9 protein-coding genes are annotated in these 17,602 nt (G+C 53.1%); 6 read left to right on the top strand and 3 right to left on the bottom strand.

All coding sequences use genetic code 11. The annotated features are described in order from the left end of the window. Positions 1–18 precede the first annotated feature (18 nt). Positions 19–552, bottom strand: coding sequence for a hypothetical protein (locus JSS75_05810; GenBank protein MBS1903201.1), 534 nt, complete (start codon positions 550–552; stop codon positions 19–21). Then, positions 549–1,967, bottom strand: coding sequence for an LptF/LptG family permease (locus JSS75_05805; GenBank protein ID MBS1903200.1), 1,419 nt, complete (start codon positions 1,965–1,967; stop codon positions 549–551). Before JSS75_05805 ends, JSS75_05810 begins: the two co-directional genes overlap by 4 nt. Before the next feature lie 258 nt (positions 1,968–2,225). Here JSS75_05805 and sprA point away from each other — a divergent pair, with 258 nt between their 5' ends. The 6 genes from sprA to JSS75_05775 all read left to right on the top strand — a co-directional run bounded on the left by sprA (position 2,226) and on the right by JSS75_05775 (position 15,595). Next, positions 2,226–9,563: a cell surface protein SprA gene (gene sprA / locus JSS75_05800; GenBank protein ID MBS1903199.1), complete on the top strand. Its 7,338-nt coding sequence runs from the start codon at positions 2,226–2,228 to the stop codon at positions 9,561–9,563. Positions 9,564–9,572: 9 nt separating this feature from the next. After that, positions 9,573–10,745, top strand: coding sequence for an NAD(P)/FAD-dependent oxidoreductase (locus JSS75_05795; GenBank protein MBS1903198.1), 1,173 nt, complete (start codon positions 9,573–9,575; stop codon positions 10,743–10,745). 55 nt (positions 10,746–10,800) lie between these two features. Further along, the gene (locus JSS75_05790) at positions 10,801–11,493 is read left to right on the top strand and encodes a fumarylacetoacetate hydrolase family protein (protein ID MBS1903197.1); all 693 of its coding nucleotides are present in this window, start codon (positions 10,801–10,803) and stop codon (positions 11,491–11,493) included. 30 nt (positions 11,494–11,523) lie between these two features. After that, positions 11,524–12,615 carry a glycosyltransferase gene (locus JSS75_05785; GenBank protein ID MBS1903196.1) on the top strand — a complete coding sequence of 364 codons (1,092 nt, stop codon included), beginning with the start codon at positions 11,524–11,526 and terminating at the stop codon, positions 12,613–12,615. 161 nt (positions 12,616–12,776) lie between these two features. Next, positions 12,777–13,337 (top strand): phosphatase PAP2 family protein, encoded by a 561-nt coding sequence (locus JSS75_05780; protein ID MBS1903195.1) that lies wholly within the window; start codon positions 12,777–12,779, stop codon positions 13,335–13,337. A 155-nt stretch (positions 13,338–13,492) separates the two neighbouring features. After that, positions 13,493–15,595, top strand: coding sequence for a SurA N-terminal domain-containing protein (locus tag JSS75_05775; GenBank protein MBS1903194.1), 2,103 nt, complete (start codon positions 13,493–13,495; stop codon positions 15,593–15,595). A gap of 79 nt (positions 15,596–15,674) precedes the next feature. Here JSS75_05775 and glmS read toward each other — a convergent pair whose 3' ends face one another. Beyond that, positions 15,675–17,522 carry a glutamine--fructose-6-phosphate transaminase (isomerizing) gene (gene glmS / locus JSS75_05770; GenBank protein ID MBS1903193.1) on the bottom strand — a complete coding sequence of 616 codons (1,848 nt, stop codon included), beginning with the start codon at positions 17,520–17,522 and terminating at the stop codon, positions 15,675–15,677. Positions 17,523–17,602: the final 80 nt, after the last annotated feature.

Here is a 17,602-nt window from a genome sequence, read left to right as displayed (position 1 = left end):
GTTACAGTCAGGGCAAGGTTATTTCTTCCCGAGGTTGTCCACATTCACATCCAGGCTGGTTTCTGGGGTTCCGCACGTCTCGGGTCCGTCAATCGATTTGCCGTAGAATATTTGGACCCACGGTCGAAAGATCGGCAAACTCACGCTGTCGGGTGTCGAGGTAAAGAAGAACAGGTATCTATATTTTGCTGTGTCGAGCGCGTTCGGCGGAACTGGACCGTATGTTCTGAATGTCGCAGTCTGTCCGGGCTCAACATAGTGTTTGTCCGTAAGCTGAAAATCGGGCGTGACGACATACTGGCCGGAGTATGGCGGTGAAATGACCAGCCGAAACGTATCTGCCTCGGTGCCGGTATTCTTAATATCAATCGAATAGATCGGGTAATATCCCGAGTCGAGAACGTAATCAGGAGGGACCGGTACTTTGGCATCCTTCACCGATTGAACGCTGTAGGATGAATCGATTACCAGAGGAAATGAATTGCGCGCTTTGGGGTCGCAACAGGATGCGAATATCGCAGCGGACACCAAACCAAGTAGGAAGTACTTCATGAGCGTTTACGGAACAAGCGAATGAGTGGTGCGAACGAGATGCCGACGCCCGTTCGCTCGGTCAGGACACGGATAATCAGGTATGTACCTAACACGCCGAGGACGATATTTGCGCTCCACATTCCGAACCACGGTGATGTAATACCGCGATCTGCGAGCTTTTCTCCACCGATGAGGAAAGCCCAGTAGAGAATAAAAAATCCGATGGAAAATCCGACGCCGACGCCAATACCACCTCGCCGCGCCAATGCTCCGAGCGGAGCGCCGACAAGGACGAAAATCAGGCATGCCACGGGCAGCGCATATTTCTTATGCACCTCCACCATGTAGCTTCCGGCGTCGAGTAGGGTACCGTTCGCCTGCGCAGCGAGACTCGAAACTTCGAAGAGGTTCTGCCGCACACCCGAACCGACCTGGCGTGGAAGCTTATGCAGGGTATCTTTCGTGACGGGTTGCAAGTCGGGTGTCGGTTCGTTCACTGCAACGACGAAGCGATGGATCGTTGTGCGAAGCGCCCCAAGCTGTTTGGCGGCGATGGTATCACGAGCGTGAACATACTTCAATAGATCGTTCGCTGAAAGTTCTCGGTCACCACGATCCGAGCTTTCTTGCCGCATGAAATCGTAGCCCGAGGTTGGGATCCGAACCTGATATGTTTTGAAATGTCCGTTGCGATAATCGGTCCCGGCGGTAATCGGCGCCTGGTGGAATTCTCCGTCACGCAGGTTCATGACCAGGTTGGAGAAGTCACGCGTAAAAGAGAACGTCGCGCTGTTGGCCGTAATGACCTTTGTCTCATTAGGTGCTGTATGATCGAAGATCACGATCCCTTCGAGATTATTCGATTGTTCGAACGTACGGCGGGCAAGGATCGAATACCCAGGCAGTGCGTCCTGATCGGTAAACTCGCCTTGCCGTACGACAAACGTCGGTTTCTTGCGCTGGATATCGGTCATGAGATCCTTTGCGCGATGGTTCGCGTCTGGCAAGACCTCATTATTGAACCACAGATCGGCATAGGCCAGTAGGCTTGCTGCGACCAGCACAGGGAAGAGCATGCGCAAAAAGCTCACGCCGGAAGCCTTCATTGCAGTAACCTCTTGCGACGACGACATCGATCCGAACGCCATGAGACTGGCGACAAGGGCAGCCATCGGGAGCGCAAGCACCACCATCCACGCAAGATTGAGGGCGATCAGTTGCATGATCGTCCACCAGCCTAACCCTTTCCCGACGATTTTGTCAATGAAACGCATCAGGAATTGGAGCAGGAAGACGAACATTGTCACCACGAAGGCAAGCAGAAATGGGCCAATGTGCGCGGAGAGGATATAGCGCCAGAGCCGGAACGACGTCGCCCAGCCGCTTCGCTTGAGCGGGGTATCGAGAGATGCACCGTGTTCGTTGAAACCCATCCGTGGATTTAACGTGAGTATAAACTCAAATGATTCAATTCACAACGGGATTTGCGGTTTATCGGATGGTCCAGGAATGACCGGAACGGCCCAAAATGCCCCACTGTTAGTTTTCGCTGACAGTAACCCATTCACGGAGGAGTCTATCGAAGGATTGCGACAGTATTCACCGAAAGGTAAGTTATTATAATTTCGGTACTTTTCATCTGCGGCGCAGTGAGCGGCGCAGCACGCTAGTTCGATCGACCCAACCTGCACGTGACGCGGGCCATACTGCGCTATATCGGATTCTTGCCACGACACCGGGCTCTTCAGCCCTGGTCATTCGGTGCATGTATTCTTGTCCTGGCGCTCGGATCTTCGGTTCTCCTCGATTCCTGTGCCGGTCTGAAGAAGAGTACGACCACGAAAGAACAAACCCCTGCCGATACCTCGAAAGTCGAAGCGGTCAGTAAGATGGATTCCCTTACCGAGTCGATCGGGAATGCGGTCAGCAAGGTGAAGGATTTCTTCGGTGGGTTAGTCCCGTCATTCGGAGGCAAAGATAGTGTCATCGTTATCCACCCTCGTTCACCGTATCATCCTTCTGCCGAGCTGACGTCGCAATATGGCGGTCAATTCCCACCATCGCCGATTCTGCGGAAGGTCGAGTTCGATTCCGCCGGCAATGTTACGATCCACGACCAAATGTTGGGCGTCGATGTAACGACACCTCAAACATACACGATCGATCAGTACGTCGACGGTCAGCGTGACGATCAGATGCGCGACGGGTATCGAAAGAGTGCGCAAAGCTACGTTGCTTCCGGCGGTGCAGGAGGGAGCGGAAAGCCGGGAGCTACAGGCACACAGCAACAAGGACCGGGCGGAGTGCTCAGCGATTATAACTCCATCTCTATTCCGATTCCGCCATCGATCGTCCCGACAATCTTCGGTAAGCCGTCGATCAATCTTCGCGTCAACGGCGATGTTGCGATCCACCTTGCGTATCGTGATAATCAATTTCTCCAGACGACAGGTGCCTATTTCTCCGGCTCCGAAACGGGGCTCGATTTCCGGCAGGAAGTCAATATGAGTCTCAGCGGCTCGATCGGTGACAAGGTGAAGATCAATACCGATTTCGGGAGCCTTCGTCAGTTCTCGTTCGACAATTTGTTCAAGCTGAGCTATCAAGGATATCCGGACGAGATCATTCAAAGTGTCGAGGCCGGTAACGTATCGCTCAATACACCCTCGAAGTATATCGGCGTACAATCCGCACTGTTCGGATTCAAGGGCGTAATGCGGTTCGGCCCGATGTACCTGACCGCCATTGCTGCGCAGAAAAAAGGCGAGCGTCAATCGAAATCGTTCGGTGGCGGGCCTGGGTCGTCGAGTGGCACCGATTTTACCATCCAGCCTGCAAACTATCGCCGTAACCGTTTCTTCCTCGATTCTTCGTTCATCCAGAACTACGAGCGTATCTATTCCTCGGTGACGTCACCGCTCGGCCAGAACTACCCGGATGTCGTCTCGGCTCCGACAGTCGAACTGTGGCGAAGCACAACCAATACGACGGATGTTCGCAAGCGCTCGGCGGTGATGTACTACGACCTTCCACCAGTTTCTAAAGCTGTTGGTGGATCATACGATGCCTACCGCTACCCAGCATCGACGAACGTACCTCCGTATAATAACAAAAACCTCTTCGCCCAAGCGCTTATGGTGAAGGTTGATACGAGTCAATATAGCGTCGACCCGAAGACGGGCGTAATTACATTATTCCAGGAGCCGTCCGAGCAGGATATCTATGCAGTCAGCTACATCCTATCGCAAAGTAACGATCGGGTGGGCGAACTCGTCGGTACGCTCAACGGCGACAATACCACGCCGGTGGTGCTGAAGCTCTTGAAGCCCCAATACTTAATGCAGGCAGGTGCCACGGCCCCTGAGTGGCGAGATATGTTGAAGAATTCGTACTATGTTGGCGCAACGAACGTCGATCCGAAATCGGTGAGTGTTCGTATCGCCTACACATTTCCAACCGGTACTGCGTACGAGATGGTCCGCTCGGCAACCGGACTGGTGAAATCCATTTCGGTAATGGGGCTCGACCGATTCAATAATGCCTCCGGTGCACCGGGCTCCGACGGTGCATTTGACGTGATTAGCGGGCAATCGGCCTTGCTCGATAGCCGCACCGGAACGATCATCTTCCCATATCTTGAACCGTTCGGCAACCGGATTATCGACTTCCAGAATCAACAAAGTCGTCTCAATAGTGCATACCGCCGCGATTCGACATTCTACTATCCGGTCATCTATACGAAGCCGCATGAGAATTTGAAAGACACCGATCTGACGAAGAACAACTACATCTCGATCGACGTCAAATATTCCGGCGGTACATCGTCGATCATCAATCTGAATGCATTTAACATTGTCGAGGGAAGTGTTCGCGTCAGTGTCGGCGGTCGTCAGTTGGTCGAGAACGAGGACTATCGTGTCGACGTGAATTCCGGAACCCTGACCTTGCTCAAGCCCGACCTCGCATCGGCGGGACAGATCAACGTCGAATACGATACGCACGATATCTTCACGACATCGACCAAGACGCTCGTCGGTCTTCGCGCCGAACTGCCGATCGTCGACCACGGTCTGCTTGGGTTCTCGTTGATGAACTATTCAATGCACTTGCCGACGATCAAAACACGGCAAGGCGAAGAGCCGATGTCCAATATGATCCTGGGCACCGACGCCAGCTACAAGATCTCATTACCGGGGTTAACGAATCTTCTGAATGCGTTGCCGATCTTTAATCTTCGCGACAAGTCGGAAATGACGTTCAAGTTCGATGCTGCACTGTCGCTGCCGAACCCGAACACCGAGAAATCACCAATGTCGGTGGATAATGGTGCAAGTATCGCCTACCTCGACGATTTCGAAGGCGGTCGCAATGAGTTTCCCTTGTCGATGAACTATGCCCGCTGGGTCGCAACGTCGATCCCGGCCGAAGTGCCATACTTTGTTTCGAGCGGACTTGCCGATTCGCAGATCGTGGCTCGAAAGTCGAAGGCGTTCTGGTATGTCGAACAACCAGCAAATACACCGATCCGCGATATCATCCCGAACAAAAGCGTAGCGGATCCCGCAACCCAGGCCCAGGTACTCGATGTCGTCTTCGACCCGAATCGTCGCGACGGTATTTATAACCATCATCCGGATTCGACGGAGGTACCGACGAATACCTGGAATGGCTTGATGCAGTATCAGCAGGGCCTCAATGTTGCCGCGACGAATACGGACGCAATCGAATTCTGGATGAACGTCAAAGAACTCGATGGAGCGGATTTCCCGTCAGCCAAGCTGCGCTTCGATATGGGAGCAATTAGTGAAGATGTGATCCCGGACGGAAAACTCGAGACCGAGGACAAAAACGGAAACGGCCGCTACGATCCGGGCGAAGATAACGGTCTCGATACAATTTCAAATACCGATGAGCATGCAAGGTATGATCCGAACGGCACGCAAGCAGACCCGGATCACGATGATTACTCATACACAACGAATTCGCAAGTGTATGATAACATTAACGGCACAGAGGGCAACTCGAACGATGCTGTCAGTGGCAGCGTGCGATTGCCGGATACTGAGGATCTGAATGCCAACGCGACACTGGATGTCGATAATAGCTATTATGAGTATGAGATACCGCTGAATCCACAGAATAACCCGTTCATCATTGGCAATACCAACAACACATGGTATCAATTCCGAATACCGCTGACCTCGTTCGCCAAAACGGTGGGCAGCGTCGATACGGCATTTTCAAATCTCCGGTATTATCGACTGTGGTTTACTGGCTTTTCAAAACGGGTACATATCCGTTTATACGACATCGGGCTCTTCGGTAGCCAATGGACACGCGGGCTGGTTGGCTTGAATCCGACTAATCCGGTTGGCGATACGACATTCTCGGTCAATTACGTCAGCGTTGAAAATAATCAAGGCCCCCCGACAAATTATTCGTCACCTCCTGGGGCACAACGTGACCAGCTTGCAGGTCAGGCAACCGTTGTCTATGGGAATGAGCAGTCGATTGCTCTGCAATTGAAGTGCGTCAAGAGTCATTCGCGACGCGAAGCGGTCAGAATATTCCCGACTCCGAACGATCTGTTCAATTACCGGTCGATGGCCATCTGGGTTCATGGCGGCGATGGGGCTCCGACAACCGTTACCGATACGTTCAATCGGGTATGGGTGTACTTCCGTTTTGGCGGAGATAAGTATAACTACTACGAATACCGCAGACCGCTCACGAACGGCTGGAGCAACATTCACGTCGATTTTGGCGCGCTCGCGGCATTGAAGGCCACCAAGCGGGATCCATCTACGGTAGTTTCGGAAGCGGTGAACGATGGTAATGTCGGGGCATTCTATACGGTGGTCGGTAGCCCAAATATCACCAATGCCCCGTACTTCGTGCTTGGCGTTGATAACGAGACACCGGATACATGCCTGACGACCGAGGTGTGGTTCGACGAACTCCGCTTGCTGGATGCGAACGACAAGTCCGATTATGCAATGAACGGCAGCATCCAGACAAAGCTTGCCGAGTTCGGCACCGTTACGACGAATTTCTTGTATGAGCGACCGGACTTTCACCGAGTCGATGAGCGCTTTAATATAACACGTGCGCTCACAAGTGGCTGGGGGATTACGGGTGAATTCCAAATGCAGAAGATTCTCCCGACATGGCTCGAACGCGCGACGAAATTCCCACTCGTCATTTCACATACCGAGTCGCTCTTAAAGCCGAAGTATGTTCCCAATACAGATGTGGAGGTCCAGAGTGCGATCGACAAGATCAATTCTGCTGCTTCGGCCGGAAATATTACGCAAGAAAGCGCGAGGGCACTCACCGACTCGATCACGCTGACAACGGAAACACTGACGGTACGCAATGCGATTAGCGCGACCGGAGTGCAATTTACGTGGCCTGGGAGATTCTTCCTGCTTCCGCTCTTCGTCAATCGCCTTGTCTACGGCTTTGGATATGGCGAGGAGTATACGCGCTCGCCGATCTACGAGTACTATCGTAATTGGAGTTGGACGGGAAGCCTCGGGTACGATCTCCCGATACCGTCGCCGCCCTCGGTTTCGCCACTGACGTGGGTTGGAAGCGGAACATTCGATATTGGGCGCTATGCGAACTGGAAGATTAATTTCCTTCCCAGTAGACTCACGCTTGGAGTGAGCGCTACGAGAAGCAGATTGAGTTACATCGATCGGATATCGACGCTGGTCTTCCCGCCGTTCACTACGCCGCAGGATACGATCGATATCCTCAATAGCCGCCAGCCATTTATTAACCGGGCGTTCACCATGAACCGGTCGATGGCATTTACGTGGAAGTTGACGGAGAATGGATTTCTTTCACCGGTGATTGATTACTCGTTGGATGTTGCAAGCAATTTGGCGGGGCTCGAGACATATAATGCTCCAAACGATTCGGCGTATCAGGATGTAAACGGGAATTGGGTGTATCCGTACGATTCGGTGTACTTTTACCAGCGTCCGTTCAAAGCAATCCTCGGCGATATATTCTTTACGCACGGGAAGCTCGTGAACCCAGGTCATGACTATCTGGCGGTTCAGAAATTTAAGCTTTCGACCTCTCCGAGGTTGCCGTGGATATTCTGGGTCGATAAGTATATTCGCCCGGTCTTTACGTATACGAACGAGTATAAGTGGTTCGACGCGCAAGCGGGCGCCCAAGGAGATCGTACAGGACAATGGCGCAATACGATCAATACGGGCTTCGAGCTTAATCTGCGAGAACTTGGAATTGACGTATTCGGGAGCGATCAACCAGGAGGAAAGGGGAAGGTACCTGGGAAATCTGCTGTACAAGCACAACGACCGGGCTCGAATGTGTTTGGCGACAATACAGATCAAGCGCCGGATACTTTCGACCAGCGTCGTGGTGGCGTTCGCCGTATTGGCGATGCACCGGGCCAGCGGCCACAGTCTCCGTCTGCATTACCGATTCCTGGGGATACCGGGAAGAAACAGTCCGGCTCTTCGCAGAAGCCCGGCCCGTCGACTGATACGTTGCATCATGTTCTTGGTGTTGGTACCGAAGGTATCAAAGATGATCTGAGCGTAAACGATACGTTGCTTACGCCGGTAGCCCCGCCACAGCTTCAAGAACAAGTTGTCGAAGAAGAGCCGTCGGTCACGGCGCGAGATATTGCAAAAGCACTGATTCAAACGCCCTTTACCGATTGGAACGGTACCAGATTCAACTTTATACAAAATAACTATAGCCTCAACGGTGCATTGCAGGGTAGTGGCTCCGGAATTACGAACTTCCTTACCCGTGGAATATTCGCACCGGAAGACGATGGTAACGGGCCGTCACGTGCATACCAACTTGGCTTGATCACCGACCCGCACGGGCGGTTGCTGATTAACTTCATTCCGAAATTCCCGTTCATCCAATTCGGGGTACGACATGGGTTACGACAAGCCGACCCGTTCGGACATAGCATTGACATCAACGATGTCTTCACGCAGACCAATATGTTCGAGCTTTCTACAAGTCGTCCACTCTGGAGCGGGGCATCGATCAGTCTGAATTGGAAGGCGGAATTCGGCTATGACGAGCGTGATGAACTACTGATTGGGCCGGATGGAAGCATTACTCCGCTTCAGGTTACCAAGACAGGCGATGTGTCACGGACGTTTTTGTCGATTCCGCCGTTGCCGTTCCTCAATGTATCCCAAAGCGGCATCGAACGTGTCGCGCAGAAGTGGATCGACCTTGCGGCATCGCATAATTATACCACGAAAGCAGCCCGTGACACAATGAATGCAAAGCTCAAGAATGATCTGCAAAAGCAGGCGTTCATGGAGGGCTTTGAAACGCTGCCGATGTTTTCGAGTTTTCTGCGCGAGTATTTGCCGAGGTTGAACTACTCGTTCATTTGGTCGGGCCTCGAGAAATTCCCGCTCTTCAAATGGGCCGATCGCGCATCGTTCCGTCACGCGTATAATGGTAACTATAAACGTGTCTTCAAGCTCAATCCCGGCGACGTCGACGAGCTGACGACGTTGCAGACGATCTCGTATTCATTCCGACCACTTGCCGCGCTGGATCTCGGGTGGGATAAGATTTGGGGTGGGAAGCTGACTGTCTCCGCAAATTATGATACGCAGAATGACTGGGCGAGCGACTATTCGTTCTCAAGGATTACGTCGCGGCTGTCGACGACCTTCGGTATTAATGCAAACTTCCAGAAGCAAGGGTTATCGATCCCATTCCTCAAACTGAATCTGAAGAATAATTTTGGGGCGACCTTTAACTTCAGCAAGACGATATCGAGCGATGTGTACTATACATTCGAGGATATCCTGCTGAACCCGGCCGGGACGAGCAACGGTGGTATCACCAAGACAGTGATCGAACCGCGCTTTAGCTACGACATCAATCAACAGTTGACCATCGAAGGCTTCTACCGCTACGAGCGCACCACACCGGCATCGACCGGAGTGCTCGTGCCCCCGACGCGTACAATCACCGCCGGATTCGATATCCGCCTGAAGGTATTCTGATCGGTACGCATGAATGTCCGTTCTGATGTACTTGTAATCGGTGCCGGTGCGGCAGGCTTAATGTGTGCGATCGATGCCGGGAAACGAGGACGCACTGTCCGAGTACTCGAACGGTCGCATCGGCCGGGGAGTAAGATTCTGATCTCCGGTGGCGGGCGGTGCAATTTTACCAATCTGGATGTCTCGGCAAAGAATGTTATCTCAGAGAATCCCGATTTCTGTCGTTCCGCGTTGGCTCGATACAATCAGACTCGATTTATCGATCTCGTTCGCTCTCATGGTATCGAGTTTTACGAAAAGAAAAAAGGGCAACTCTTTTGCCGTGAGAATGCCAAACAAATTCTCGATCTGCTATTGTCGAAATGCGCAGATTCGGGTGTTACGATCGATTGTAGCGTTGAGGTACAAGCGATCGAGCATGAAGGTAGCTACCGCGTGACTACGAATGGCGATACATACAATGCTGATTCCCTTGTAATTGCTACTGGGGGAGCATCAATACCTCAGATGGGAGCAACGAGATTTGCGTACGGGGTTGCCGAGCAATTCGGTTTGCGTATCGTTGAACCACGGCCTGGGCTGGTACCACTGATCTGGTCGGAGACCGATTCGAAGCAGTACGAGCTTCTTGCCGGAGTCTCGCTCCCTGTAGTGGTGCGTAACGGACGAGCCACATTTAACGACGATCTGCTTTTTACCCACCGCGGCCTTTCCGGACCTGCAATACTACAGATCTCATCGTACTGGTTACCCGGAGAAGAAATCACGATCGATCTGACAGCAGGTCGAGCGAATGAGTACGCGCCAGAGTTGCTGCGAATTCGTGGGGGGACGGTTGCGCAACTGCTTCTGACGCTGCTGCCGAAACGAATGGCCGCAGTATGGGAGGCGAAACTCGGGTTTACCCGATCGATTACACAGCTATCCAAAGCGGATCTTACGACACTCTCTGAGTCACTTTGCGCTTGGCGTATTTCCCCTGCAGGGACAGAAGGGTTTGCGAAGGCGGAAGTGACGGTTGGCGGTGTCGATACGCGTGAACTCAGTTCAAAGACGATGGAGGCACTCAAACGCCCCGGGTTATACTTCATCGGCGAAGCGGTCGATGTAACCGGTTGGCTCGGTGGGTATAATTTTCAGTGGGCATGGTCGTCCGGCTGGGCGGCTGGGCAGGTTGTTTGACCGATACCGGAGTAATTCTGGTATATTCGTTTCAGTAGATTGATTATACATCATTATGCGGCTGATCTTTGACGTCGATCATCAGGAGGAACAGGGAATCGAGAGCGGGACGATTTATTGCGTCGGACGTAACTACGTCGGTCACATCCGCGAACTCGGCAACGAACAGCCGACGAACCCGATCATCTTCGTAAAACCCGAGTGTGCGCTCCGGCACGGCTCATACAATATCATCGAATTTCCTCCGGGGACCGAGAATCTCGAATTCGAAGCCGAACTCGTATTACTCCTTCGTGGGGGCGGACGAAATATTCAAGCATACGATCCGAGCGAGATCATACTCGGATACGGGGTTGGTCTGGACCTGACGATGCGCGATCTTCAAAATGAATTCAAAAGCAAAGGACTCCCGTGGTTACTTGCGAAAGGATTTGACGGTTCGGCTCAGGTGAGTCATTTTATTCCATACGATGCCGCTCCGCCGTTTGAATCGTTGGCATTTTCATTATATGTGAATGGTGAGCTGCGCCAGCGCGGCTCGACGAAAGAGATGATTTTTAGCCCTGAAATGATGGTGAACTTCCTCTCGCAGCGGTGTTCGTTGAAACTGGGGGATATCCTCTTCACCGGTACTCCACAAGGGACCGGTCGGTTGGAAATCGGCGACAAAGTCGTGATCCAACTACATACCGAGGACCCCGAAGCCATTTTGCTCGATTTCCACGCAGAGGTGATCGAGTGGCATTGATCTAATGTCTCTGCGGGATCTCGTTACCGAATGATCTTCCTACTCCTTGCGATACTCTACCTTGTCGTGCTTGCGACGTTTGTCGTTGGGTTGCGGCGTGGACTCGACAGGAGCCGTGGCGTTCATGAGAACGTCGAGAAGCCGCTTGTGACGGTGTTGGTTTGCGCTCGAAACGAGGAGCAGAATATCGACCGATGTATCGCTTCGCTCGAGCAATTGCACTATCCTGCGGAGCGGTTACAGATCCTCGTGGTGGACGATCATTCCACGGATGCTACGGCAAGACATCTGTCCGAGTGGTGTCGGCGCCTGCCGCACCTTCAGGTGCTTTCTCTGACTTCGCCGCACGAAGGTGGAAAAGTCAATGCGCTGACGGTCGGTATGGACGCTGCAATCGGGGAGTTTGTCTGTATCACCGATGCCGATTGTCAAGTGCCTCCGTCATGGATCGAGGAGTATTTGAAGTGGTACGATGCAGCCACGGGGTTGGTATCGAGCGTTACAATCACTAACTCGTCGCACCCGACAGCTGTGTGTCAGTCCATCGAGATGATGCAACTGCTCGGAATGAGTATGGCCGGGATCAATATGGGGGTAGCCGTCTCGATCATCGGTAATAATCTTTCGATCCGACGCGCAGCCTACGAAGACATCGGCGGATATCGTGCGATTCCGTTCAGTGTTACTGAGGATGTTGCGCTGTTTCAGGCGATGTGGCAATCACGTTGGGACGTTCGGTTCAAGGCAAGTGATCGTTTGCTCGTAACGACGAACCCGCCGGGATCCCTCTCGGCATGGTGGCGGCAGAAACAGCGGTGGGTCATCGGCGCGAAATCGCTCGGATTCATCGGGTGGTTCATACTCATCCTTGGCTATGTTGGGATGATCGCTGCATTCGGCGCGCTGTGGACGCAGACGCTGCCAATGATCGTCGCCGTGATCGGGATCAAAATCATAGGCGATTTGATGATCATTGGCCCAATGGCGATGTCGCTGAAACGAATTCGGCTAATTCTCTATGTGCCGATCTATCAGTTCTACTTGTTATTCTTCCTTGTATGCGTACCGCTGCAATACGCCCAGCGAACGGTCGTATGGAAAGATCGAGACTATCATACGTAACCTTGGTGGTATTCTTCGCGCTGGTGTAGCCGATTGCTGTACGCATTGCGCTGTCCCATGAACGCGATAGTATCACCCATTTGCGTAGAGGCTCAGGTATAGACGATCAACTGTTCTTCGAACTCAACCGAGGCTCTGCGTCACGTACAACCGATGGGGTAATGAAATTCGCATCGGGGTCATTACTTCCGCTCACGATCGCGATACCAACCTCTATGATCGTTGGTGGGCTAGCGCAATCGAATAATAATGCCGGATGGACGACGGCGTCGAATGGGGTAAGTATCGCTGCCGGCGTTGCCGTGACGTTGGCGTTACAAGAGTTAGTCATCAAACCGTTGGTACGTCGTGAGCGACCGTACAGGGCGCTCGATAGCGTACGATGGGTCGACTCCAGCGCTACCGGATATTCCTTCCCATCTAGCCACGCGGCAACCAGTTGGGGATTGGCAGTTGGGCTATCCCTGCGATATCCGAAGTGGTATGTGATCGGGCCGAGCGTCGCGTACGCTCTTGTGGTGAGCCTCTCACGCCCGTACCTTGGGGTCCACTTCCCGAGCGACGTGTTGACCGGGGCTGTACTCGGAAGTCTTGTGCAGTATGCATTCTACAAGTTCCAATATTGGCCGAAAACCCCACGGTCCTCCACCGGAGCGTACTTTTCCAGTGCGGCTGTTCGAGGGCCAATTGGGCTCGGGATAGCGCTCCCGCTTGGCAATTGAAATCGCTGACGTTATGGGCAGGAAGCTAATAGGGCATGACGGAAGCGGAAAAACGGAACTTCTCGTTCAAAATAAACGATTTTAATGGGCTTTTACGCCTTTAGATTAATTTCCGACACCACGATATGGCAATAATGAACAAAATGCGCGAAAAGATGACCGTGATATTCGCGGGTCTTGCCGGCGCATTCCTCTTGATGATCGTCTTCGAATGGGGTGCCCAGGGAGACTTCTTCCGCAGCGGTCCGAAGGGAGATGAGATCGGAGAAGTCAATGGTCAGGCGATCTCCAATAAGGAGTTCAACGACATGCTCCAGATGGTGCGTCAACAGAAGTTGTCGGAAACCAAGAAAAGCGCGTTGAGCGAGGCCGAGGAAGCCGAAGTCAACTCGCAGGCGTGGGATCAACTGCTCACGACCAAGCTCATCGACCAGAAGCTTACTCAGTACGGCATCACGGTTACCGACCAGGAGGTCCGTGATCGTATGTTCTATAATCCGCCGGATGACATCCGTCGCAGTTTTGTCGATTCTGCTGGCCGCTTCCATCAGCAGGAGTATTGGCAGGTTCTTCGCGATCCGAAGTATGATACCATCTTGACCCCGTATGTCCAGCGTATGCGCGAGTCGATGAAGCGGGAGAAACTCCAGAGCATTTTGCTTGCGACCATCCGTCTGACCAATGACGAGATGTGGGAACGCTACGATATTCAGACGGCGAAAGCAACCTTTGATGTCGTCAAGATCGTCCCGCCGCAGAACCAGTTCAACGATATGGTTTCGAAGGTGACCGACGACGAAGTAAAGGCATACTACGACAACCACAAGTGGGAGTATAAGCAGGACGAAGCGCGAAAGATCAAGTTCGTGGTCTTCCGCTATATTCCGACCGCCAAAGATTCGGCGTCCGTATTCGAGCGTGCCCGTTCGCTTGCAAAGCGGTGGCAGTCATTGCCGCTTGCCGAGAGCGACAGTGCCGGTGCCGACCTCGCCCGTGATTACAGCGACGATCCGTTCGTTCATTCTGCTCCACTCGATCTCAAGACGCTCGGCAGTGTGCTCAACGCCGATTCACTCCTCGCTGCAAAGCCGGGTGATGTCGTGATCTGTCCGACGGCACAGGGCCAGGTGAAGGTCATGCGTGTCATCTCGATCGCTGATACCGGCGAACAACTCGTACATGCAAAGCAGATCGTGATGGGCGTCGGTAAGACCGGTGCGGAGCGCGATAGTGCCAAGGCGCGTGCAGAACGAGTAGTCGCTCAACTTCGCTCGGGTGCGAATTTCGCCGAGATGGCTCGTCAGTACTCTGAAGATCCTTCTGCACGTACCGGCGGCGACATGCGCTGGTTGCCTGAGAAGACGATTCCAAGCGAAGTACTGAGCGTCGTCAACAAAGAGCCGGTGGGGAGTATTGTTGGCCCCATCGAGGGACCGATGGGCTTTATCATAATGCAGCTCAATGGCCGTTCCAGTCATAAGTTGACGGTTCAAACGGTGAACCTCGACATTCGGGCAAGTTCTCAGACAACGAAGATGGTCCAGCAGCAAGCGACCATTTTCCGTGAGCAGGCTACAAAGAAGGGCTTCGATCAGGCGGCAAAGGATATGGATATGCGCGTGATCACCGATGCGCCGCTTGTTCAGCTGCGCGGGTCGCAGCCACTCTTTGGCTATATGCCGTTCGCGTACTATATCTTTGACCTGTCGGTCGGCGACATCACCGTCCCGGTGCAGATTTCTGCTGCACGGATCAGTGTCGTAGCCCAGGTTGTCGAGAATATTCCCAAGGGCGCACGTCCGCTCGATGAAGAGCTCAAGCGTGTGATCAAGTCGCAGGTTGCGAAGAAGAAGATGGTCGAATCCGTCTATGCTCATGCCCAGCAATTACGCAATTCGCTCGGACCGAACGACGATCTCTCGAAGCTTACAGCGATGGATGCGACCCTTACCGTTCAGCGCGTAACGTCCGGCCCCGGTGAGTCAACCCAGCAACTCGGTACGGAGTACGAACTCAATGCTGCCGTCTTTAATCTGAAGAATCCTGGCGAGATCACCCCTGCGGTCAAAGGCCAAGGCGCGTGCTTTATTGCAAAGCTTGTGAGCATGCAGCCGACCCAGAAGGAAGACTATGAAAAGCACAAAGCCGGACTCTTCCAGAATTTGGCAAAAGAGAAGGAACAACGATTCTTCTCTTCGTGGCTTGAAGATCTCAAGACGAGCGCGAAGATCAAAGACTTCCGCATCGCAAGAAACTAACGTTGCCGATTGTATCCAAACAAAAAACGCGCCGATCGGCGCGTTTTTTGTTGATATTATATCGGTTAGATAGCCTGTTTTATTCGACGGTCACGGACTTCGCAAGGTTACGCGGCTGATCTACATTCGCGCCGCGAGCTGTCGCCATGTAGTACGCCAGCAGTTGAAGCGGGATAACAGATAGGATCGGAACGAGCATTGGCAATGTGTTGGGGATATAGATCACACGTTCGGCTAAGTGTGAAATCTCTTTGTCGCCCTCGCTTGCGATCGCGATCACTTTGCCTCCGCGTGCACGGACTTCCATGATATTCGAGATCACTTTCTCATACACATCGTCGTTCGGAGCGATCACGACCACCGGCATGTTCTCGTCGATCAATGCGATCGGGCCATGCTTCATCTCGGCTGCCGGGTAGCCCTCAGCGTGAATGTAGGAAATCTCTTTGAGTTTCAGCGCCCCTTCGAGAGCAACCGAGTAGTTGTAGCCGCGACCGAGGTAGAGGAAGTGATCGGCATCCTTGAAATCATCGACGATCGCTTTTACGGTCTTTTCACACGATTCTATCAGACTGCCGATCTGATCGGGGAGTGCGGAAAGCGAACGGATATATTCCTTTCCGTCGACGACCGAAAGCCCTTTCATCCGTCCCAGCATCACGGCCAGCAGTGCAAGTACCGTCACTTGAGACGTAAATGCTTTGGTCGAAGCGACGCCAATCTCAGGTCCTGCATGGATATAGACACCGCCATCGGATTCGCGTGCGATCGTCGAGCCGACCACGTTCACGACGCCGAGGGCTGTCGCACCTTTTCGTTTGCCTTCGCGCATGGCAGCGAGTGTATCCGCCGTCTCGCCGGATTGCGAAATAACGATCATGATGTCGCCTTCGTTGACGACCGGGTTGCGGTAGCGAAACTCGCTGGCATACTCGACATCGACCGGGACTTGCGCTAATTGCTCGAGCATGTATTTGCCGATCAGGCCGGCGTGGTAGCTCGTGCCACATGCAGTAATGATCAAGCGCTTGGCTGCACGAAGAGCAGGCAAGTGGTTGCGCAAGCCGCCGAGGATGGTCGTGCCTTCGTCGGAAAGAATGCGACCGCGCATTGCGTCGTGGACGGTCGTCGGTTGCTCATGGATCTCTTTGAGCATGAAGTGCTCGTAGCCGCCCTTTTCGATCTCTTCGAGCTTAATGGTAATCGCCTCGATCTCCTTGGTCACCTCGACGTCTTCGATCGTACGAGTCTTGACGTCATGGTCCGTGATCGTAGCGATTTCACCATCGGAAAGATAGATTACGTTTCTCGTGTGCGAGATCAACGCTGCTGCGTCGCTTGCAATGAAATTCTCGTTGTCGCCGACGCCGATTACGATCGGTGAGCCTTTGCGTGCACAGACAATTTCCCGGGGCGAGTCTGCAGCGATGACACAGACTCCGTAGGCGCCGACCACTTCGCTCAAAGCCAGGCGCACTGCTTCGGTCAGGGAAATGCCTTTCGAATAAAATTCTCCGACGAGGTGAGCCAGTACTTCGGTGTCGGTCTCGCTATTGAACGTATGTCCGCGTTCGAGGAGCGTTCTCTTGATCGAGGAGTAGTTTTCAATGATGCCGTTATGGATCAGTGCTATTGTGCCCGTCTGGTCGGTGTGCGGGTGGCTATTGACGTCGCTCGGAACACCGTGTGTGGCCCATCTGGTGTGACCAATGCCGATGCTCGCACGGATCGGATGAGTGCGAAGTATCTCTTCGAGATCGCTGACCTTGCCTTTGCACTTGAGGACACTGAGAGTGTCATGAGCGGCTGTATGCTCGATCGTGGCGATTCCGGCGCTATCATATCCTCGGTACTCCAACCGTTTCAGACCTGAAACGATGATCGGCTGCGCCTCGCGATGCCCTACGTACCCGACTATTCCGCACATAGACGTGAATCCTCGTTAAATAAAAAAATGGATCGAGCGTGTAGCGAACTATAACGTATTTCATGGAAAACTGTTACTAC

This window comes from Bacteroidota bacterium, from assembly GCA_018266755.1.
Classification (GTDB): domain Bacteria; phylum Bacteroidota; class Ignavibacteria; order Palsa-1295; family Palsa-1295; genus JAFDZW01.
The sequence above is the reverse complement of the archived record's forward strand: the minus strand, read 5'-3'. Positions and strand labels throughout refer to the sequence as shown.

Coding starts and splice junctions, on each gene's coding strand:
- JSS75_05810 (MBS1903201.1), bottom strand. CDS start 552: ATGAAGTACTTCCTACTTGGTTTGGTGTCCGCTGCGATATTCGCATCC.
- JSS75_05805 (MBS1903200.1), bottom strand. CDS start 1,967: ATGGGTTTCAACGAACACGGTGCATCTCTCGATACCCCGCTCAAGCGA.
- JSS75_05795 (MBS1903198.1), top strand. CDS start 9,573: ATGAATGTCCGTTCTGATGTACTTGTAATCGGTGCCGGTGCGGCAGGC.
- JSS75_05790 (MBS1903197.1), top strand. CDS start 10,801: ATGCGGCTGATCTTTGACGTCGATCATCAGGAGGAACAGGGAATCGAG.
- JSS75_05785 (MBS1903196.1), top strand. CDS start 11,524: ATGATCTTCCTACTCCTTGCGATACTCTACCTTGTCGTGCTTGCGACG.
- JSS75_05780 (MBS1903195.1), top strand. CDS start 12,777: ATGAAATTCGCATCGGGGTCATTACTTCCGCTCACGATCGCGATACCA.
- JSS75_05775 (MBS1903194.1), top strand. CDS start 13,493: ATGACCGTGATATTCGCGGGTCTTGCCGGCGCATTCCTCTTGATGATC.
- glmS (MBS1903193.1), bottom strand. CDS start 17,522: ATGTGCGGAATAGTCGGGTACGTAGGGCATCGCGAGGCGCAGCCGATC.